Origin of the sequence: Pseudomonas sp. SB113 (assembly GCF_040754745.1) — a bacterium.
GTDB lineage: Bacteria > Pseudomonadota > Gammaproteobacteria > Pseudomonadales > Pseudomonadaceae > Aquipseudomonas > Aquipseudomonas grimontii.
On the sequence record NZ_JBFMHW010000025.1, the window covers coordinates 19840 to 40920 of the forward strand.

Below are 21081 nucleotides of genomic sequence, written 5' to 3' on the forward strand. Positions count from 1 at the left end.
AAAACCAAGTGACGAATGTTAAAATTTGTCACGTTTTAGCGTAATCAATTCGATTAGTATCTAAACGCTGGCAGCGATTGAACTGACGGCCTTGCATGCCGGAAAAGGGAGTAGGTTATGCATTTTTCCAACGTCCTCGCTATTGCACGGACTCAATCGAAATCGGAGGACTTTCGGGAGCTTTTAGTTCGTACTGTAGCGAATAATTTAAAAGTCGATACACGTTGCTACGGGCAACTAATTGATACCCAGGAAATCCACGTACATTACCGTGCCATCATCATAGAAATTGATACACCCTCCGCCAGCAATTTAAGCCTGGACATAATAAGAAAGGCGCGGACCGAAAACCCCGACTGCACGATATTCGTCGTCGTCACCTTCGCGTCCACCCTGAGCAAAACAAAATACTACCTGGCCGGCGCCGATTACTGCATCAAGGTGATCGAAACTGCCCCTGAAAAAAAGTTGAATCTGTTTGATGCCTTTCTCAGCGAAAACGCTCGATTCAACCAGTGCGACCTGGTGCTCGATCAGGATCGCATGTGCCTGTACGGCGACGGAAAAAAGTTGGAAATATCCTTCGTCGAAATGAAAGTACTGGAAGCGCTTATTCAGAACCGACTGCTCAGTCATAATGAAATCGCCAGTGTCATGGGACTTAACACCAAGTACTACGACTCCCGCGCACTGGAAAAATCCATCAGCCGTTTGCGCAGTAAAATCAAGGCGCACTACGGTGAAAACATCATCCAAAACATTCGCGGTTATGGTTACAAGCTCAGCCGGGGCCTTATTTGCGCCAGCCATTTCCACCCCATCAAGGAGGGGTCGAGCCGTGAATAGTGAAAAACCGCACCCTGTACATACCCCGGACTTCAAGATCATCAGGCAAGCCATCGTTGATCGCAGTCATGCATGGTGGGGAAGTGAAATCAGCGTAGCGGGTGACGTAGACCTCGAACAACTTGAAAGTGCCTGCACTGAGGCCTTGCGCCATATCCAACCCTCGCGCAAAGCGCTTAAGGCGGTCAGCCCGGCGACCAGTCATACGCTTCTGCGCATGGGGCAATCAGCCCTGATGAACGATGACATCCTCAAGGCGATCATTCAGGCCGCGCGGGCACTGGAATACCACAAACAACCCTTCACCCTCAGTCTCGACAACCCGCTGGACGCCCTGCCCGGTCCGGTAGAACGCCGGGCGATGGTACGCCAGCTATATAAGTTGAAAGACCAGAGCGGTATCACGCTGGCCTACAACAACTACAGACTCGATACAAAGCCGGTGGACCTGCTGATCGACCTCGAGCTCTATGACTATATAAAAATGCCCTTTCCGGATTCTGCCCTGCGGCTCAGCCTGAATACCCGCTCGGACCTGTTCGACCGGCTCTATGACCGCATGCTGGAGTTGATCAGTGCGAGCAGAGTGTGTTTTATCGCCGACCAGGTCGAATTTGCCGACAGCGCCATGCTGGCTAAAAACCTGCCGTTCGAATACTTTCAGGGCGGCTATTACTCCCCCGCTGACTGCCTCTAACAATCGCATCTTCCTGATATGGGTGGACCCTATGAGTTCCTTCAAGAAACACGCCTTCGCTCCAACACCTGCTTCTATCGCGCTGCAGGACTTCAGGCCCAACGCAGAGTTCTTCCATTACGATGTAAACGCGCCGGCGACAACGGACCCCGCCGATAAAGACCTGGCGTTTTCTCACCTACAAATCACCCCGCGTTTTAATACCTACATTATTACCCACACCCTCAGCTTGCCCTCGCAACCGTTTAACGCCAAGCGGCAAGAATCCAGAATGCCAACCGCCAAGGACCCTGACAGCGCGCCGAATAACCATACGCGCACTCAGGAGATCAGCGCAGAACGAACGCCACTGTATCCACAGGATTTCTGGCTGCTCACCCAACATGACCGAGCGCTGGTCAAAGGCAGCCTGCGCATCTCCTTGACCACCATTGAATCGGCGCTGATTAAAAAGATGCTGCACCATGAAGAACGTGTGGTCAGCAAAGAGGAGTTGATCCGTAATATAGGTCGTGAACCCGAGTTATACCGCGGGCTGGAAATGTGCCTGAGTCGCCTGCAGGAAAAGTTCAAGCGAGTCAACGACGGTGAACGCCTGTTTCGTGCGGTAAGAAACCGTGGTTATTGCCTGACGCAAAAAATCAAAAAGCCGCTAGAGCTTAGTCAACCACGCCGTTAAACAATAAAAACACTCCAACACTTAGCACGCACCCTGCCTATTACCACACGCTTCTACCTGCCCTTTTATAACATCCATTTCGCTTGTTCCCCACTGGCCTTGTTATAAGTCGTCAGCCACTGCCCCCTGCCGTTCATTACTATCAATAGGCACGCGCCTGCGCGTGCCTGCCGCTTATAACAGTTAACCTTTAACGCCTGCCACCACGTGCGCGGTCATCACCGGGAGCAGAACTATGCTTAATAACACTAGACTGCATCGCAACCTGACCCCCAGGGGTTTGACGTTCTGGGGACAATGGACACTCGCATCGAGTTTAGTTGTTGCACTGTTATTTACATTGGTTATCTTAAAGACCGGCCAACTGGAGTATTACTACCGCGTCCTGGCTGCTTTTACGATATTGGCCTCTCTTCCGGCGTATACCCTGTGCGATGTGTACAGTAAGAAAGATGATTATGCCGTGGGCCTTGGACGCTTGTTCATGGGCTGGCTGTTAACCATGGGTATATTGTTTACCGTGGGCGTGGCATGTAATGCCAGTGCACTGTTCCCACTGGAAACCTTATTACTCTGGGCGGCTGTCAGTTACCCGTTATTGGCACTATGTTATATACCGCTGCATAGCTTGTCCCGGTATTACCACCGCCAACTTCACGAGCGCCACAAGTCATTGATCGTAGGCACTGGCAAGCTTGCCGTGGACCTGGCCAGGACCCTCTCACGGCAAAAACGCTCGCCCCTGGTGGGCCTGGTCGGCAGCCGTGCCGAGGCAGCCGAGGATGCGCAGGCGCAGATCCTCGGCGAGCTGCCGCAACTGCCCCAATTGATCCGGCAGCACGGCATCCGACGGCTCTACATCACCCATTCATTGCAGGACGCCACGCACATCGAGGCGTTGTACCTCAACCTGCTGGACATCAGCGTGGACGTGGTCTGGGTGCCCGACCTCCATAACATGCTGCTGCTCAATCATTGCGTGGCCGAAGTGGATGGGCTGCCGGCGATTTACCTCAACGAAAGCCCGCTGACCAGCCGCCCCACCGCTGCGCTGAGCAAGTCGCTGCTGGACAAGAGCCTGGCGCTGCTGGCGATCATCGTGCTGAGCCCGCTGCTGTTGCTGTTCGCCCTGCTGATCAAGCTCACCTCCCCAGGCCCGGTGATCTTCAAGCAAGACCGGCACGGCTGGAACGGAGAGGTGATCAAGGTGTGGAAATTCCGCTCCATGCGTGTGCATGACGACCATGAGGTACGCCAGGCCAGTCGCAACGATTCGCGCATTACGCCGGTGGGCCGGTTTATCCGGCGTACTTCCATCGATGAATTGCCGCAGTTGTTCAACGTGCTGCAAGGGCACATGGCACTGGTCGGCCCGCGCCCCCATGCGATTGCGCACAACGACTACTACTCGGGGAAAATCCGCGCCTACATGGCGCGCCACCGGATCAAACCCGGCATCACCGGCCTGGCCCAGGTCAATGGCTGCCGGGGCGAGACCGAGACCCTGGAGAAGATGCAACAACGCGTCGACATCGACCTGCGCTACATCAACAACTGGTCGCTGTGGCTGGACATCAAGATCCTGTTGAAGACGCCGTTTACGCTGCTGTCCAAGGACATCTACTGACCCCCTACGTAGCAGCTGCCGAGCGCAAGCGAGGCTGCGTCTGCGGTGTGCCAGACAGACCGCAAACGCAGCCTCGCCGGGGCTCCGCAGCTGCTACGAATGCCAACCCACATCACGACCTCACCCCCGTAGCAGCTGCCGAGCGCAAGCGAGGCTGCGTCTGCGGTGTGCCTGACAGACCGCAAACGCAGCCTCGCCGGGGCTCGGCAGCTGCTACGAATGCCAACCCACATCGCGACCTCACCCCCGTAGCAGCTGCCGAGCGCAAGCGAGGCTGCGTCAGCGGTGTGCCTGACAGACCGTAAACGCAGCCTCGCCGGGGCTCGGCAGCTGCTACGAATGCCAACCCACATCGCGACCTCACCCCCGTAGCGCAAGCGAGGCTGCGCCTGCGGTGTGCCAGACAGACCGCAAACGCAGCCTCGCCGCGGCTCGGCAGCTGCTACAAATGCCAACCCACATCGCGACCTCACCCCCGTAGCGCAAGCGAGGCTGCGTCTGCGGTGTGCCAAACAGACCGCAAACGCAGCCTCGCCGCGGCTCGGCAGCTGCTACGAATGCCAACCCACATCACGACCTCACCCCCGTAGCAGCTGCCGAGCGCAAGCGAGGCTGCGTCTGCGGTGTGCCAGACAGACCGCAAACGCAGCCTCGCCGGGGCTCGGCAGCTGCTACAAATGCCAACCCACATCGCGACCTCACCCCCGTAGCGCAAGCGAGGCTGCGTCTATTCGGTGATCTTGTCGATGTTCTTGTAGAACAGCTCACTGTCGCGCCCATCGGTCATCGAATGCAGTGAGTAGGCGCGGTTCAAGCGTGCGCCACCATCGCGGGTCAGTGGCGCCCATACCAGGTTGGCGCGACGCATCGTCGACAGGCTCATCAACTCATCGAACGGAATGGACAGGTACAGGCCTTTGTCGAAGCTGCCTTCGCCGTACTGTTCACTGGATGCGGTGGTGCGGGTGATCCACGCGCCAATCCGCACGCCATTGTTGAATTCCCGCGACAGGTCCAGGGTCGCGCCCCAGTCCCTGGCCAGGTAGCGGCCGACACTCAAGGCGCCCTGAATGTTGAACGGCAGATCGGTATAGCCGGTGATATGTCCGGTGACGGTGTGATAATCGCGCAAGCTGAAATCCTGCTCGAAACCGCGCTGGCGCACGTAGTTCAGGTCGGCTCCCAATGCCCAGCCTTGGCCCATCGGACGGTACAGCACTTCACTGCCGACACCGGCGTACATCGATTCCAGCAAACCACCATAGACCATGCCGTAGAGGTCCTGGTCCAACTGCATCGCGTGGTTGAGCTGGAAGGTCGGCAGGGTCACATCGGACGTGGTCATGTACCGGCGCAGGTCGGTCCGCACCCGGGGCAAACCACTGGGCGCATCGTAGGTAAACCCGTCGTAGTTGTTCAGCAGGTTGACGCTGAGCAGGCCGCTCCACCAGGTATTGCGGGTGAAACGATACTCGCCGTCAAGGTCGGCGGAAACCTGATAGAGCAAACCATCCGGACCGCCGACGTTCTGCTTGTAGCCCAGCCCCACGCCATAGGTGAAGGGTTTGGGCGGCTGGGTATACAACACGGTCTGGCTGCGGTTGCTGGCGCGATTGACCTCGACCTGGCGATGTAGGTTCTGCAGGTCCTCACGCTGGTTGACCACCTCGCGAAAGGTTTCGCGCGGCACGCTGGTTTCTTCGATCGGCATGGCGTAGCGCTCGCTCACCAGGGTGAACCAATCGATCTGGTCATTCACGCTGTTATCCAGAATCCGACTGGCGCGGCCCACCGCCTTGGCGCTGTAGAAATAACGCTGCTGTTCGCCGTACACCAACAGTTCCGGCCCGCGCTGGGTAATACGCTGCACGTTGTAGCCGGCATTGTCGTGCAGGCGCTGGGATACAGCCGCCCAATCCACTTGGTCCATCGGCGTGGTCGGGGCCTTGGCAGGCAGCTTGGGGGCCGGCGGGTCGTAGGTTTTTACCGGGGCCTTGCGGCTGACGAAATTGGTGTGCAGGGTGATGCCGAACATGGCGGTGTTGCCACGTTCCCAGGCGGCACTCACATCGATGGAGTCGGCCAGCTTGTAGACCACACCAAGGTTGATGGGCGAGTCCTGGCGCTGGTTGTTGTCGCGGGGCTCGTTCTGATAGTCGTTGCCCTCGTATTCCAACTTGAGGCTCAGCGGCGCCCACGGTGTCTGATAGGCAATCCCCCCGAACAACGCGGGCCGGCCGCGAAAGTAGCCGTTGGAAAAACTGCCGGAACCTTCGGCGGTGGGTCGCTCGTTGAAACGATCATCCAAGGCGCCCAACGGGTTGCCGAAATCACCGCGACTGCCCAGGTAACCCCAGGCGACGCCGGCACTGAAATCCACATCACCGTAGCGCTTGTTGGCCACCAGGTACTCGCTGGAAAACAACCCGGTGCCGCCCAGGTCCATGAACCCCAGCGCCACTTCGGGCAGCCAGTGGCTTTCCTGATACAGGCGCACTTTGGCGTCGACAGCCTTGTCCTTATAGCTCTGGCCGCCGCTGAACGACTCGGCACCATAGGGGCGGTTGGTAATCGCGGTGTAGCGAAAGGTACCCTCCAGCCAGTCCAGGGGTTGCGCCGAAAAACTGTAGCGGCTGTAGGGTTCGGTGCGGTTGGCATTCACGCTGAGTTCGCCGGCGGGCGCCATGCGTGCGGTGGGGGTTTGCAGCAGCCCGACGCCGCCAAAATCGCTTTGGGTGTAACGGGGATCGCCATGCGCGACACCACAAGGCACCAGCAGCACGGCTGCAATACATAATTTCAAGGCGTGACCTCGGCCAGGGGTTGGGTGGCAAGAAACTCGGCCAGTTGCTGATTGAGCTCAGGGGTGGGCGGGTCCAGGTCGTCGCTGCGGATCGGCACCAGCAGCGTGCTGCCGGGCGCAGGCGGCGCGCCCTCCTCGCGATTCCATGCCGCGATACCCTGGCGCGTGACATGGCCATCGGGCTGGATCAGCCACAGGTAATCGTGGTCCGCTTCCGTCAGGGCCGGACAAGCGTGGAGGTAATCAAGGGGCCGCTGCAGCGGCTCGAATGCCAACGTGCAGGCTGCAGCGACGGCCCCCACGACGCGCACGCTGTGCGGCCTCGGCGGATAGACCAGGCGGTCGCCATCACTGACCAGCGGGTTCGGCGCAAAGCCGACTTCCACCGCCACCGGGTCCAGCATCGCCGGTTGGCGACCGGTCACCGGCAAGGCCTGCACCTGTTGATAGAGCTGAGCCGCCGCATGCGCCCGACCTTCGCGACCGGCAGCCAACGCGGCCCCGTGCAGGGTTTGCAGGTCAAACAGCACACCGGCCTTGAGCCGTGCCTGCTGCGCCAACAAGGGTTGGCGCAGCCAGGCCGCGCCCAGCCAATAGCCCTGGGCATCCGGTTGCGACGCGGTGATCACATCCAGCAAGCGAGCCTCGGGCGCCAAGGGGATCGGCCCCGGATTGCGCACCTCGCCGCTGACTGTCATCGCGGCCTGAGACACACTGGCGCAACTGCACAACAGCACCAGCGCGCCAAATCTTCGAACCATCATGGGGCGTCCTTGCGGGTCGGTTGCAGTTGGGTGATGGTGAGGGTCAGGTCGGGCGTAAGGTGCTGCTCGCTCTGCACGATAAAACCATCGGCGGGGTCGACCCAGTACCGATTACGCGCGTGAAAGCCGGGGGCCTCGATGTCTTCATCCACCCGCAGCAAGGCATAGGGTTTGTCGAGAACCTCGACGCTCTCCAGACCCTTGCGCGTCATGCGGCTGTGGACCGTAACGCCCAGGCGATAGCCGTCCACCACGTCGATCTGGCGCGTGCTGCGATAGCCGTCCGGCACACGATGCAACCCCTGCTGGAACGGCGACCGACCCTGCCAGCGCGTGCCATCCAGATCGGCGCCCAGGCCCACCGTGCGTACCACCAGACCGTCGCGCAGCAGCAGCACCTGTTTGCCGGACGCCACCCAGAACTGCAGATCGTCACGCTGGCGGATCAGCGCCATCACCCCTTCGCCGGACACCGTGGTGACCTTGATCTGGGGGAACGGCACCGCATCCACCTGGGCCTGGGTCAACACCAGCGGCGCCGGCCCGCCCACGGCAGCCTTGAAGGTATCCAGCGAGGCCTGCATCAGCGGATTGCAGCCAGCCAACAGCCACGCCAACCCCGCGTACGTACCGATTTTCAGACTGTTCACGCAGGTACCACCCTATCGGCTGCTGGCTTCGCTCAGGTTGTTCTGGGTGGATGCGCCAATGCCGATGATCGACGCGGACGGCACCAGTTGGCTGATAAAGCGGTTCCAACGCGTGATATTCGCCGGGCCGACAAACACCACATCCTGGGGCTGCACATCAAAGCGCGTGGCCAGGGCCATGGCCGAGGGGGAGCCGGCTTCCAGCTGGAACACCTTGGCCGGTTCCACATCGATATTCTGCGCGCCGCGAATCACATAGATGGCATCGGCGTTGGAGGTGTTCTGGTTGACCCCGCCCACCGAACCGAGCACGTCGGAGAGGTTCATGCTGCGGGTCTTGAAACTCAGTGCGCGCGGCTGCATCACCTCGCCCATCACGTAGATGCGCTTGCGGTCGTTGTAGGCCAGGTACAACTGGTCGCCGTCCTTGAGGTAGATCTCATTCAGGCGCGATTGCTCAAGGTTGAGCGTGTCGAGGTCCAGGGTGTAGCGCTTGCCGCCACGGGTGAGGGTGAGGTTCGACAAGTCGGCGTTGATCGGGTCGATACCGGCAGCGCCGAGGGCCTCGCTCACGTTCATTGCAATGGTGGTGAGAGGCACCGGACCGGCCTTGATCACCGCGCCGCTGATCACCACTTTCTGGCTGGCAAAGCGCAACACACTGACATCCACCTGGGGGCTGTCGATGTACTGGCGCAGCTTGTCGGTGATCTCACTGCGCAGCGCTTCAATGCTGCGCCCCTTGGCAACCACCTCGCCCACGTAAGGGTAAAACAGGTTGCCCTCGGGGCTGACCAAACGACCGTTGGCGTCGATCTGCTGTTGCGGGCCGGACGGTGCGGTGAGTTCAGGGTGATCCCACACCGTGATGTACAGCGCATCATTTGCACCGATCAAATACGGCCCGGGTTTATAACTCAATAGTTCCGCAGGAATGGAATAAGGCACATGGGTTGCCGCGTCCATGGCCAATAACTTTGGCGTAATCGGAATTAAATCCACGCGACTGTTTTCAGGCCCGCCCTCTTCGGTCAGGGCGGCCGTGTCCATATATTGACCCGGGGCAAACATGCAGCCTTGCAACAATGCAGCGGCCACGGCTGCAATAGAAAAAATACGCATCATAGTGCTAGGACACTCGCGATAGACGACAAGAAAAAAAGACCACTTGGGTGGGGAATCCAAGCGGTCTTAAAAGCGGAGGGTGTACGACTAGTTGCTGGTACCCGTAGTGCCGGTGGTGCCGGTAGTACCCGTGGTGGTGCCGCCATTGGAGCTGCCGCCGCTGTTTGAAACAGCGGCAACACCCGCAACCACGGCAGCGCCGACCAACAACGTCTGCCCCACCGTAACGGTTCCCACCACTGCGGTATCAAGCCCCAACGGTAACTCGTCGGCCATCGCCGAAGTACTCAAGACACTGAGTACCAGAATAGCCAGTGATTTTCTCATTTCAGACTCCTTATCATCAGTGAGCAGGCAAACCGATAGTGCCATTCAACTAAACAACGCACCAGACAGATAATATTCAGCCGGCTTAGTTGAAAATAACGTTTTCCCGGCAAGCCCCCGGCCTTCAATGCATTGAGCTTGGTGAAGTTATTTAAAACGTTATTAATTGTCGGAAAACCTCAGGCCCTGCCGTACTTGTCTTCAAAGCGCACAATATCGTCCTCGCCCAGATAAGAGCCCGACTGCACCTCGATCAACTCCAGCGGGATCACCCCCGGGTTTTCCAGGGCGTGGACCTGGCCGATGGGGATGTAGGTCGACTGGTTTTCCGACACCAGGTAAGTCTGTTCGCCATTGGTCACCCGCGCCGTACCACTGACCACGATCCAGTGCTCGGCGCGGTGGTGGTGCATCTGCACCGACAACTTGGCGCCCGGTTTCACCGTGATGCGCTTGACCTGATAGCGCTGGCCGTTGTCCACCGAGTCGTACATGCCCCACGGCCGATACACCTCGCGGTGGTTGAGATGTTCATGGCGCCCGGCCTGCTTGAGCCGGTCGACGATGCCCTTGACCTGCTGCACCTGGTCCTTGTGGGCCACCAGCACCGCGTCCTTGGTCTCGACAATGATCAGGTCCCGCACCCCTACCGTGGCCACCAGCCGACTGTCGGCGTGGACGTAGGTGTCACGGGTGTCAAGGCTTAGCCCATCGCCGCGTATCACATTGCCGCTGGCGTCTTTTTCGCTGGCCTCCCACAACGCCGACCACGAGCCGATATCACTCCAGCCGGCCTGCAACGGCACCATCACCGCATCACTGGTTTTTTCCATCACCGCGTAATCGATGGAATCGTCCGGGCACGTCGCAAACGTCGCGGCATGTACGCGGGTGAAGGGTTGATCCTGGCTGCCGCCTTCCAGCGCCACGCGACAGGCCTCGAGGATGGCCGGCTGGAAGCGTTCCAGCTCCTCCAGGTAACGGCTGGCGCGGAACATGAACATGCCGCTGTTCCAGTAATACCCACTGTCGGCCACATACGCCGCAGCAGTGGCGGCGTCTGGCTTCTCGACAAAGCGCTTGACCCGATAACCGCCCTCGCCCGCCGCCGCGCCTTGTTCGATATAACCGTAGCCGGTATGGGCGCTGGTCGGCGTGATACCGAAGGTCACCAGCTTGCCGTCACGGGCAAGCGGCAGCGCCACTTCCAGGCTGGCATGAAACGCCGGGATATCTTCGATCAAATGGTCCGCCGCCAGCACCAGCAGGATCGGGTCCTGTTGCTCGGCAAGCGCCTTGCAAGCCGCCAGCGCGATGGCCGGCGCCGTGTTGCGCCCCAGCGGCTCCAACAGGATGCTGGCCTGTTCCATGCCCAACTGGCGCAATTGCTCGGCCACCAGGAAGCGATGCTGCTCATTGCAGATCAACTGCGGCAGCGCAACGTTGGCGCCTTCCAGCCGCGTGATGGTCTGCTGCAGCATCGACAGGTGCGCGTCGGTCAAGCGCAGGAACTGCTTGGGGTTCAGTTGCCGCGAAAGCGGCCACAGGCGCGACCCCGAACCGCCTGCCATGATCACCGGTAACAACATGAGAGCGTCCTCGGGAGAGAGAGTCAGAAATAGGCGCGAGTGTGTTCATGCACCCGCAGGCTGATGCGCAGTTCATCCTCGGACCACCAGCGGTAATGCTGGTGTTGCTCCGTGGGCGGCTGCAGGGCTTGGCCTTCCGGCAGGTCCAGGCAATAGCTGAGCACCACGTAATGGGTGTCCGGCCCGGCCCCGGCGTTGGCGAACACGCTGTCGTCGTAGAAGTGCTCGAACACCCCCAGCAGCCGCGCCTCGGCGCGCTCGAAGGGGTGCCCCAGTTCGTCGCGGGTGATGCGCCGGAATGCGCTGTCGAGGCGTTCGTTTTTCTGGATCCGCCCGCCGGGCACGAACCAGAAGCCGTAGGCCGGTCGGTTGACGCGCAAGCCCAGCAGGACCTCGCCACGGGTGTTTCTCACCACCAGGTCGATCGCCACCAGCGGCGTCGACGCCACGACCGTATTGAAGGTCGGAAAATCAAGCCACATACCCATCAGACCTGTGCCAGAAAGCGTTGCAGAATGCGTTCCTTGTCGAGGAACTCCTTGGCGTAGTTCAGCGCCACCTCGTTGCGCGCGGGCAATGCCAGTGCCCGCTCGATCCCTGTGTTCAACGCCGCGACGGATTCCGGCTCAGTCAGCACCGCAATGCCGGGGTGTTCCTCGCACAGGCGGCCGAGGGTGGTGCCGGGGTCGGCAGTGATGATGGCGTGGCCGCCCACCGCCAGAATGTTGGTCAGCTTGGAGGGCAACACCGCGTCCGCCACCCCGCGCTTCTGGATCACCAGGTGCACGTCGGCCGAGGCCAGCAGCGCCGGCAAATCCTCGTAGGCCTGCAACGGCGCAAACAGCACATTGCGCAGGCCATCGCGCTGCACGCGCTCGAGCAAGCGCGCCTTGCCGGTGCCCTGGCCGACGATCAGGAACACCAGCTCCGGGCGATCGGCATGGGCCTGGGCGGCGTCGAGGATCAATTCCAGGCCCTGCTTCTCGCCGATATTGCCGGAGTACAACAACACCCTTTGGCCAGGCGCCACACCCAGGCGTTGCAGCAGCCCATGGCTGCGGGGCACCTGGCGAAAGCGCGCGGTTTCCGACCAGTTGGGAAAGAACAGCAGGCGCTTGCTGCTTACGCCTTTGCCCCGGGCCTTGTCGAGCATGCCGCTGGAAATCGTCGAGACCCGGTCAAAACGCCGCAACAGCCAGCGTTCAAGCCCAAACGCCAGGCGACGCATAAGGGAGCCGCCACCGATGCCAAGGCCGAACATCGCATCCACTTCATAGTCCTGGATGTGCAGCACCGAGCGTGCGCCACTGAGCTTGGCCAACAGCAATGCCTGGGGCGAACAGAACAAAGTGGGCACCACCAGGATCACCAGGTCCGGCTTCCAGCGCAGTTGCCCCAACACGGCCAGACAGGAGCTGGCGGAAAAGCTCATCAGGTGCAGCAACCGCGTCAGCGCGCTGGGTTGGCGCGGTACATACAGCGGGCAGCGAATCACTGTCACACCGTCATCCTGCTCGGTGCGAAAGCGCCACGGAGAATACCCCTCGCCCACCTGCCACTGCGGGTAATACGGCGGCGCCGTCACCACCCGCACGTCATGCCCCTGGCTCGCCAGCCAGCGCGCCTGTTCACCGCTGTACTTGCCGATGCCGGTGAGCTCCGGGCTGTAATTGATGCCGTACAGGAGGATCTTCATCACTGGCCCCGAGGCTGTTCGAGGGCGGCGAGATAGGCGTTATAGGCGTCGCGCAGGCCCTCCTCCAGCGGCACATAGGCTTCCCAGCCGAGGGCGTTGATCCGGCTCACATCCAGCAGCTTGCGCGGCGCGCCGTCGGGCTTGCTGGCGTCAAAGCGCAATTGCCCCTTGAAGCCGGTGACCCGCACCAGCGCCTGGGCCAGCTCGGCGATGGTGCAATCCACCCCGGTGCCGACGTTCAAGTGCGAACGCATCGGCTGGGTCTGCTCACGGTAGCGTTCCTGGCTGAGCTCCATCACATGCACGCTGGCCGCCGCCATGTCATCCACATGCAGGAACTCGCGCCGCGGCGTGCCACTGCCCCAGATCACCACTTCCTCATCGCCGCGCTGGGTCGCCTCATGGAAGCGCCGCAGCAAGGCGGCGATCACATGACTGTTCTGCGGGTGGTAGTTGTCGCCCGGCCCGTACAGGTTGGTGGGCATCACGCTGCGGTAATCGCGGCCATGCTGGCGGTTGTAGCTTTCGCACAGCTTGATGCCGGCGATCTTGGCCACCGCGTAGGGTTCGTTGGTGGGTTCCAGCGCGCCGTCCAGCAGCACCGCTTCGATCATTGGTTGCGGTGCATGCACCGGGTAGATGCATGACGAGCCCAGGAACAACAGTTTTTCCACGCCATGGCTGTGGGCGGCGTGGATCACGTTGGCCTGGATCATCAGGTTCTGGTAGATGAAATCGGCCGGGTACGTCGCGTTGGCGTGAATCCCGCCGACCTTGGCCGCCGCCAGGTACACCTGGTCCACCCGGTGCCTGGCGAAGTACGCCTGCACTGCCGCCGGGTCGAGCAGGTCCAGCTCATCACGGCCAGCCGTGAGCAACTGCGTGTAGCCCAAGGCCCACAGGCGCCGCACGATGGCCGAGCCAACCATGCCGCGATGGCCGGCCACAAAAATCCGCGCATCAAAGTCACGTGCCATGCTCAGTTCTCCACGGCAATCGGTGCGTCATGCCCGTGCAGGCGCAACAAGGCGTGGCGCTGGGCGACCTTGAGGTCTTCGCGGACCATCTCCGCACACATTTCCTGGGCGCTGATTTCCGGTACCCAGCCGAGCAGGCGCTTAGCTTTAGCCGGGTCGCCCAACAGCGTCTCGACTTCCGCCGGGCGGAAGTAACGCGGGTCGACGCGCACAATCACATCGCCCACCAGGATGCCTGGCGCCAGGTCGCCGTCGATCTGCTCGACCACCGCCACCTCTTCCACGCCCTCGCCGACAAAGCGCAAATGCAGCCCCAGCTCCGCCGCCGACCAGCGAATAAAGTCGCGCACCGAATACTGCACGCCAGTGGCGATCACAAAATCCTCGGGGTGGTCCTGCTGCAGCATCATCCACTGCATGCGCACGTAGTCCTTGGCGTGGCCCCAGTCGCGCAGTGCATCCATGTTGCCCATGTACAGGCACTGTTCCAGGCCCAGGGCGATGTTGCTCAGGGCGCGGGTGATCTTGCGGGTCACGAAGGTTTCACCGCGACGCGGCGACTCGTGGTTGAACAGGATGCCGTTGCACGCATACAGCCCGTAGGCTTCGCGGAAGTTCACGGTGATCCAGTAGGCGTACAGCTTGGCCACCGCATAGGGCGAGCGCGGGTAGAACGGCGTGGTTTCCTTCTGCGGGGTTTCCTGCACCAGCCCGTACAGCTCGGAGGTCGAGGCCTGGTAGAAGCGGGTCTTCTTTTCCAGGCCCAGCAAGCGGATTGCTTCGAGGATGCGCAAGGTGCCGAGGGCATCCACATCGGCGGTGTATTCCGGCGAATCGAAGCTCACCGCCACATGGGATTGGGCGCCGAGGTTGTAGATTTCGTCGGGCTGGATCTGCTGGATGATGCGCGTCAGGTTCGACGAATCCGCCAGGTCGCCATAGTGCAGGATCAGGTTTTTACGCAGGGCCTGCGGGTCCTGGTAGATGTGATCGATGCGCTGGGTATTGAACGACGAAGAACGTCGCTTGAGGCCGTGCACGGTATAGCCTTTTTCCAGCAGCAGCTCTGCCAGGTACGAGCCATCCTGACCGGTGATCCCGGTAATAAGCGCGACTTTATTCATGTCTGTCTCCCAATTGATAGGCGAGCGAAGGCCGACACCCAGACTTGGGTGTTTGTTAAAAACGCTCAGTTACTTCGGTGTGGGCAGGTTCAAGTTATGTCCGGTCAACTTTGATAGTTCCCGGACAATGGCTTCCTTATCGTTTAAGTGCGCAATCGCGGTTTCCAGTTCGAGCACTTTGGCGCCCACCAGAAAGCGGTACCAATACCCCTGGAGCAGGTGATAGACCAGGCCGCTGCGGCCATCGAGAAACCCCAGCTGGATGATGTAGCGCCAGAGGAAATACGCGGTGGAACTGAGGGTGAACGGCACGCGGTTATACACGCGGTTCTTGACCAGGCGCTTGGCCTTGGCCTGGAACGAGCTCTGCCCGGCATGCAATTCATCGCGTATCGCAAACAGCCCCAGCCGCGCGTTAAGCACTTCAATCGCTTCGCGGGTGGCGTACTGGTTGTGCTTGTGGGTGAAGAAGGTCAAGTCATGCAGGTTATGGTCGGCAAACCCGCCTTCGAGGGTGATGGTGCGGCCCTCGGCGACCGAGATGTGCTCGTCCATCCACCGGTCCTCCATACGCCCTTGCCCGGTGCGCCACAGCCGCAGCATTTTCAACGGATAGCGGCCGCCATGGCGCACCCAGCGCCCCATGAAAATATGCTTGCGCTTGAAGTTGATGCCGGTGATGTCGTGGGCCAGGGTCGGCAGCCGGGTATTGATCGCGGCGGCGAGGTCGGCTTCGATGATTTCGTCGGCGTCCAGGCGCATCGTCCAGTTGCCGGTAATCGGCAGGTGATCCAGCGCCCACTGGAACTGCTTGGCCTGGTTGACAAAGGCGTGCTGCACCACCAGCGCGCCATGGCGCCGGGCGATGTCGCAGGTGTCGTCGGTGGAAAACGAATCGACCACCAGCACTTCATCGCTGAAGGCACGCACCGACTCGATGGCCCGGGCGATATGCAGGCTTTCGTTGTAGGTGAGGATGATCACACTGACGGTTTCGCGCGTCATATCAGCCACCGTGCATTTGCAGGACTTCGGTGGTGAGCCGGCGCGGTGAACGCGCGGCCCGGAAGTGGCTTTCCAGCGGCAGCCCCACAGCGATCATCATGATCAGCCGCTCGCTGGCCGGGATGGCGCCGATGCCACGGATCTTCTTTTCCACCGAATTGAGGATCGCCAGGTTCAGCGGGCACGCGCCCAGGCCATTGGCGTGGCAAGCCAGCAGCAGGCCCATGGAAAACAACGCACCGTCGACGTAAAGCTGGTTGCGCTGCCCCGCGCCGCCCCAGGCGGTGACTTCGGACGTGACCACAAACAGGTTGTCCACCGACTGCGCAAACCCGCGCGAGCCGCCTTGCAGTTCAAGCAACTGCGCGATCACCGCGCGGTCCTGATACACATGCACCCGCGATGACTGCCGGTTGCATTGCGAAGGTGACGACTGCGCCAATTCCACCAAGGACGTCAGCAGGCCACTGTCGATCTTGCCAGCCTGGAACATGCGGCAGCTGGAGCGCGATTGCAGGAACGCCTTGGCATCCAGCCCGCCGTTGCCCAGCCACGGCGCCGCACGCTTGATGCCGCCGCTGCCAGCGGTGCCATCGCGCTTGAGGTGCTCCACATAGGCATCCAGGTAGAACACAAAATCGTCGCTGATGCCGAGGGTGCGATGCAGGTCGAGGTAGCCCTGGAAGGCGCCGAGGGCCATCTCCACCGGCAGCGCCGAATACGTGCGGTCGTATTCGTTGAGCATATGGATGATGCCGTTGATCTTGTCCTTGCCGAACAGCGGCTTGGGCTCCTTGAGGGACAGGCCCTTTTCCACGGTGTGGGTTTCGATGAGGATTTTGTAGAACAGCTTCTTGTTGCGGCTTTCCAGCGGCGAGTAACCGTTGTGGCGAATAAACGTGAGCATGTCGCGAAAGAACTCGCTGACGAAATACATCAACTTCCATGCCTTATCCATCATGCGTTTCACCTGTTTCATAGTGCGATGTCTCTCGTTTTGAGGGGGCGGCACGGCGCACCGACGCAAATCATCCAGGCGGGCAGGCTGGCCGTGACCACCGAACGCGCGCCGACCACGCAGCCCTCCTCCAGCACACAACCGGGGTGGATAAAGGCCTCGGCGGCAACCCACACATGGTCCTTGATCACGATCTCGCGGGTCACCAGGGGCCGCAGCAGGCTGCGGGTGTCGTGGGTGCCGGTGCACAGGAAGCTGCGTTGGCTGATGGCGACCTTGGAACCCAGGGTGATCCTGGCCATGGCGTACACATCGACCCCATCGGCGATGGCGGTGTAGTCGCCGATCTCCAGGTTCCACGGCGCCCAGATGCTGCACGTGGGCGCGATGCGGCAGCCCACGCCGACCTTGGCGCCAAAGCAGCGCAGCAACCAACTGCGCCAGCGGTGCAGCATCCAGCGCGGCGTGGGGCGAAACAGCAGCTGGTAGACGATGCCCCACAACAGGCGCCGCGCCTTGTTGCTGCGCGGCAGGGTGTCGACGTACTTGAGTTGCGCGAAATCGCTCATGGGCGGATCGCCGCCAGTTGTTCCAACAGGTAGCGCTCGCCCACCTGTTGCAGGGCCTGGCGCCGGGCCCGCACCGCCACCCAGTCGATGGGCGCCGCGATCAAGGCCTGCACCTGGTCGGCATCGTCTGCGGGCAGGAAGCGTTGCGACAGCTCCAGCTTCTCCAGCAGATTGCGCACACGAGCGTTCAGCGAGGCCTTGTTGCCCGGCAACCCCACGGCGATAAACGGCTTCTCGAAAATGATCGCGAACACCGTGGCATGGAAGGAGTTGGTCACCACGTAGGCGCTCTCCTTGAGCAACTTGAGCCAATCCTGTGGGCCCACCTGCACGGTCTCGCCGATCTGCCGCCAGCGCCGGTGCGCGTTATACGGCGAGACAATCGGCCCGGCCACCTGCCGCGACAGCGCCTGGGCCACTTCGCGCACGCCCACGCCAGTGCGCAGTGCGTAGCAGAACACGTGGCCGGTGCGGGTCTGGGTGGACGTGGCGAGCAGCGCCGAATAGTCGCGGTGCAACAGCGTCGGGTCCGGCACGCACTGGGCGGCCAGCCCCGAGACCTGTTGCACGATGCTCACCCCGCTCTCCTCGCGCACGCTGATCGCCGACAGTTGCTTGAGCAAGCCCTCGGCTTCGGCGTGGTACTGCGGCTCCAGGTATTCCTTGCCGAAACTCGCGGCGTAGGAGATGCGCCGGATCGTCTGGTCGCAATCGAAGGCCAGGAAGTACGCCGGGTCGAGGCCGGTCTGGCCCGAGGGGTTCCAGATCTGGTCGCTGCCGGCCACCAGCAATTGCTGGCCGGCCACCGCCTGGTTGAGCTGGTGGGCGTGGGCGTAGCGCGGCTCCTGGATATTCAGGAAGCGCGCCTTGAACGCCTGGAACTGGCGCGACTGGGCATTCGGCCCCAGCAGCTGGGTTTTCAACGCCAGGGCCTTGAGGTACAGGGCCTTGAGGTTGGCCTTGAGCTGGCGTGGGTTGAGCAACTGACGAATCTCGCTGCCATCCTCCACGTACGCCGGGTGGTAGTTGATCAGGCTCACCTGCAAGCCCTGTTGCTGCAGCCAGCGCTGCAAGGCATAGGCTTGCAGCACCGCGCCGAAGTTTTCGCTGAAGTGGTACGTCAGTATCCCGGCCCTGATGGGGCTTGCAGGTGCGTTCATGATCCAGCCTGTTTCAGTAAGTAATTTGGGTAAACAGCCTGGCGTGCAGGCGCCACCTTGTTGAGCAGGCCGATGAACATCGACCACACCAGCAAGTAGCTGCCATCGAAGGTGGTGAAGAACTGGTAGCTGGTCTTAAACGAGAAAATCAGCAGGATCGCCACCACGGCCAGGGATACCGGGTTGCGCGGCAGAGAGTTGAACAGCAGGCAAAACAGCGCCACGCCGACCACTCCCAGCTTGGCGATCACGCCCCAGTAGCCGTTCTCGATATCGAACTTGGAGTTCTCGAACCAGCGCTCGTCATTGGTGGGCACGCCGGGGGTCAATTGCTTGGCCAGGCCATTACCCAGGAACACCGTGGCGGGGTTGTCGAGAAACGATTCCTTGGCATGCGCGATCTCGAACGCACGGGTCACGTCCTCGCCCTTCTCCTCGAGCAGGTAAGTGGCAAAGCGCGACACCGCCAAGGGGCTGGCATAGAACGTCAACGTACCCAGCGCAGCGATGGCCACCACCAGCACCGACAGTGACTTGAGCTTGCGCTGGGTAATCGCCGACAACAGGATCATCACCGCCATCGCCGCGAGGATGGTCTTGGAACCGGCCGCCAGCAACGTGACCGCGAGGATCAGCATCAAGCCGATCTTGCGGTGGCAACAGGCATAGAAAAACAGCAGCACCGCCGAACTGGTGGGAAACAACATGATCCGCCCGACTTCGTCGCTGGACTTGGAGGCGGCGTTGGTCAGGTCAATGCCCACGCCGTACAGGCTGACCTGCAACAACTGGCCAAGGGCGAAGATATAGATGATGCGTTCGAGGATGCGTCGGTAGTTGACGCTATGGGCTCGCGCGATTTTTTCCACATTCGCCAGCACGTAGCTGTAGCCGGCCAACAGCAGCACAAAATAGAAAAACGGAATGCCGGAACGCAGGAACTGGTACAGCGAGATCTTCGCCCCACTGCTGAGCAAAACCTGCAACACACTGGACGCGACCACCAACGCCAGCAATGGCAGCGCCCGGGTAAAACCACGCGCCGCGTACACCACGAACGGCAGCAACAGCAGCAGCGCCAACGGCTGCGAGAGGTTGTTGCTCAGCGCCAGGGGCAAGGCGAAGAACGTCAGCGGCAAGTAGAGGGTCAGGCGCGCCTGGGAGAGCATCATGGGCCGACCTCCCCCACGCGAATCACCCGCAGGTACACCAACACCACCAGTTCCGGCAGCGACAGCAGCAGCGACGCGCCCAGCAGCGGATCGATGCGCTCCTTGCACGCCAGCCACAGCAGCAGGGCCGCGACGCTGCTCAAGGCGTAGATCACCGAAGTGCGGGTGTGACGGTTGGTGGAAATCAGCATTGCCGCGAGGATGAACCAGGCCACATTCAAAATCGTATGGGAGCCGATCAGCGCCAATGACAGGCGATCGACCTGCACCAGGCCATGGCTCCACAGCAGGATGATCTGCGGCCCGGCCCAGATCCCGGCGGCATACACCAGCACGCACAGGCCCAGCACCAGGGAGCTGGCGCGCTGGGTAAAGCGTCGCGCCTGTTCGAACTCGCCGCGCCCGGCCAGGCGCGAGATCTCCGGGGTCAGGGCGTTGCTGCAGGTGATGCCCAACTGGATGATCAGGCGCATCAAGGTGCGCGCCATGGTGTAACCCACCACCACCGCCGGGCCGGCGATCTGGTTGAGCACTTGCAGGCCACCTTGCAGGGTGATCGCTTGCGCCAGCGGGATCGCCGCGCTGCCCAGCGCCGGTTTCCAGATACCGCGAAACTCGGCCCAGGATGCCGACGCCAGCCCCAGTAACGGCCAAGGTGAGATACGCCGCACAAACAGGGTCACCAGCACCAGGAACAACACCTGACTGAAAAACATGCCTTGGGCCAATTGCAGTTCGGAGCCGCCGAGCAGCAGCACGACGATGGACAACACAATGTCCAGGGTCCTGCGGTTGGCCATGATGAAGACGCCGCCGACCGTTCTGTCGATGGTGCGAAACCAGGCGTCGATCGGCCCACCCAGCAAGCGCGTGCACAGGTAACCGGACATGAACAGCACCACCAGGCTGGCCTGCTCGGGTGTCAACGTCTTGAGCCCGAGCATTGATACCCAGTCGAGCCACTGGCCCAAGGTCAAGGCGAATACCAGCACCAGCGCGACCACCGCCAGGGTAAAGGCCAAGGCGGTCTGCACACTGCGCCGCGCCCCCGGCACATCGCCTTGGCTGGCGCGCAAGGTGGCGCTGGTGGCCGACGCCTGGGCCACCCCCAGGTCGAGCAGGCTGAGCATCGACGGGATACCGGTGAGCACCAGCCAATCGGCATAGCGCCCGGTGCCCCAGGCGTGCAGGAAGAACGGCACCAGCACCAGTTGCGCCGCCAGCGTCACCAGTTGGGTATAGCCGTAGCTCAGCACGTTGAGGCGAAACCGTCGCGACAACGAACGCGGCATTTCAAGCACTTTGCTCATGGT

Annotated in this window: 20 protein-coding genes; 4 read left to right on the forward strand and 16 right to left on the reverse strand. The window is 61.3% G+C overall.

Annotated features, from left to right (window positions below):
* Positions 1-117 precede the first annotated feature (117 nt).
* The 4 genes from AB1462_RS25660 to AB1462_RS25675 all read left to right on the forward strand — a co-directional run bounded on the left by AB1462_RS25660 (position 118) and on the right by AB1462_RS25675 (position 3849).
* Entirely contained in the window at positions 118-846 is a 729-nt protein-coding gene (locus tag AB1462_RS25660; RefSeq protein WP_259194925.1) for a winged helix-turn-helix domain-containing protein, read from the forward strand.
* Positions 839-1543: a hypothetical protein gene (locus AB1462_RS25665; RefSeq protein ID WP_090403280.1), complete on the forward strand. Its 705-nt coding sequence runs from the start codon at positions 839-841 to the stop codon at positions 1541-1543. Before AB1462_RS25660 ends, AB1462_RS25665 begins: the two co-directional genes overlap by 8 nt.
* Before the next feature lie 31 nt (positions 1544-1574).
* Positions 1575-2222 (forward strand): helix-turn-helix domain-containing protein, encoded by a 648-nt coding sequence (locus AB1462_RS25670; RefSeq protein WP_090403278.1) that lies wholly within the window; start codon positions 1575-1577, stop codon positions 2220-2222.
* 235 nt (positions 2223-2457) lie between these two features.
* Entirely contained in the window at positions 2458-3849 is a 1392-nt protein-coding gene (locus AB1462_RS25675) for an undecaprenyl-phosphate glucose phosphotransferase (RefSeq protein WP_367248241.1), read from the forward strand.
* A 727-nt stretch (positions 3850-4576) separates the two neighbouring features.
* On the opposite strand, the gene AB1462_RS25680 is transcribed toward AB1462_RS25675, so the two are convergent.
* The 16 genes from AB1462_RS25680 to AB1462_RS25755 form a co-directional block, all read right to left on the reverse strand.
* Entirely contained in the window at positions 4577-6652 is a 2076-nt protein-coding gene (locus AB1462_RS25680) for a YjbH domain-containing protein (protein ID WP_367248243.1), read from the reverse strand.
* Positions 6649-7416, reverse strand: a complete 768-nt coding sequence (locus AB1462_RS25685; protein WP_367248245.1) for a capsule biosynthesis GfcC family protein — start codon at positions 7414-7416, stop codon at positions 6649-6651. The genes AB1462_RS25680 and AB1462_RS25685 overlap by 4 nt, the downstream gene beginning before the upstream one ends.
* Positions 7413-8066, reverse strand: a complete 654-nt coding sequence (locus AB1462_RS25690) for a YjbF family lipoprotein (RefSeq protein WP_259194922.1) — start codon at positions 8064-8066, stop codon at positions 7413-7415. Before AB1462_RS25690 ends, AB1462_RS25685 begins: the two co-directional genes overlap by 4 nt.
* Positions 8067-8078: 12 nt before the next feature.
* Positions 8079-9191: a polysaccharide biosynthesis/export family protein gene (locus AB1462_RS25695; protein WP_315339094.1), complete on the reverse strand. Its 1113-nt coding sequence runs from the start codon at positions 9189-9191 to the stop codon at positions 8079-8081.
* An 87-nt stretch (positions 9192-9278) separates the two neighbouring features.
* Entirely contained in the window at positions 9279-9518 is a 240-nt protein-coding gene (locus AB1462_RS25700; RefSeq protein WP_259194920.1) for a hypothetical protein, read from the reverse strand.
* A 179-nt stretch (positions 9519-9697) separates the two neighbouring features.
* Positions 9698-11107 carry a mannose-1-phosphate guanylyltransferase/mannose-6-phosphate isomerase gene (locus tag AB1462_RS25705; RefSeq protein ID WP_259194919.1) on the reverse strand — a complete coding sequence of 470 codons (1410 nt, stop codon included), beginning with the start codon at positions 11105-11107 and terminating at the stop codon, positions 9698-9700.
* Positions 11108-11130: 23 nt separating this feature from the next.
* Positions 11131-11589, reverse strand: a complete 459-nt coding sequence (locus AB1462_RS25710; protein WP_259194918.1) for a GDP-mannose mannosyl hydrolase — start codon at positions 11587-11589, stop codon at positions 11131-11133.
* A gap of 5 nt (positions 11590-11594) precedes the next feature.
* The gene (locus tag AB1462_RS25715; RefSeq protein WP_367248247.1) at positions 11595-12803 is read right to left on the reverse strand and encodes a glycosyltransferase WbuB; all 1209 of its coding nucleotides are present in this window, start codon (positions 12801-12803) and stop codon (positions 11595-11597) included.
* Positions 12803-13780 carry a GDP-L-fucose synthase gene (locus tag AB1462_RS25720; protein WP_053128210.1) on the reverse strand — a complete coding sequence of 326 codons (978 nt, stop codon included), beginning with the start codon at positions 13778-13780 and terminating at the stop codon, positions 12803-12805. Before AB1462_RS25720 ends, AB1462_RS25715 begins: the two co-directional genes overlap by 1 nt.
* Before the next feature lie 2 nt (positions 13781-13782).
* On the reverse strand, positions 13783-14904 hold the full coding sequence (gene gmd / locus AB1462_RS25725) for a GDP-mannose 4,6-dehydratase (protein WP_367248248.1): 1122 nt from the start codon (positions 14902-14904) through the stop codon (positions 13783-13785).
* Between the two features lie 69 nt (positions 14905-14973).
* Positions 14974-15909: a glycosyltransferase family 2 protein gene (locus AB1462_RS25730; RefSeq protein ID WP_367248249.1), complete on the reverse strand. Its 936-nt coding sequence runs from the start codon at positions 15907-15909 to the stop codon at positions 14974-14976.
* Between the two features lies 1 nt (position 15910).
* Positions 15911-16870, reverse strand: coding sequence for a nitroreductase family protein (locus tag AB1462_RS25735; RefSeq protein ID WP_259194914.1), 960 nt, complete (start codon positions 16868-16870; stop codon positions 15911-15913).
* Positions 16871-16884: 14 nt separating this feature from the next.
* Positions 16885-17436 carry a putative colanic acid biosynthesis acetyltransferase gene (locus AB1462_RS25740; RefSeq protein ID WP_259194913.1) on the reverse strand — a complete coding sequence of 184 codons (552 nt, stop codon included), beginning with the start codon at positions 17434-17436 and terminating at the stop codon, positions 16885-16887.
* Positions 17433-18596, reverse strand: coding sequence for a polysaccharide pyruvyl transferase family protein (locus AB1462_RS25745; RefSeq protein ID WP_367248251.1), 1164 nt, complete (start codon positions 18594-18596; stop codon positions 17433-17435). The genes AB1462_RS25740 and AB1462_RS25745 overlap by 4 nt, the downstream gene beginning before the upstream one ends.
* Entirely contained in the window at positions 18593-19768 is a 1176-nt protein-coding gene (locus AB1462_RS25750; RefSeq protein ID WP_315339097.1) for an O-antigen ligase family protein, read from the reverse strand. The genes AB1462_RS25745 and AB1462_RS25750 overlap by 4 nt, the downstream gene beginning before the upstream one ends.
* A complete protein-coding gene (locus tag AB1462_RS25755; protein ID WP_259194910.1) occupies positions 19765-21078 on the reverse strand; it encodes a lipopolysaccharide biosynthesis protein in 1314 nt (437 codons plus the stop codon). The genes AB1462_RS25750 and AB1462_RS25755 overlap by 4 nt, the downstream gene beginning before the upstream one ends.
* Positions 21079-21081: the final 3 nt, after the last annotated feature.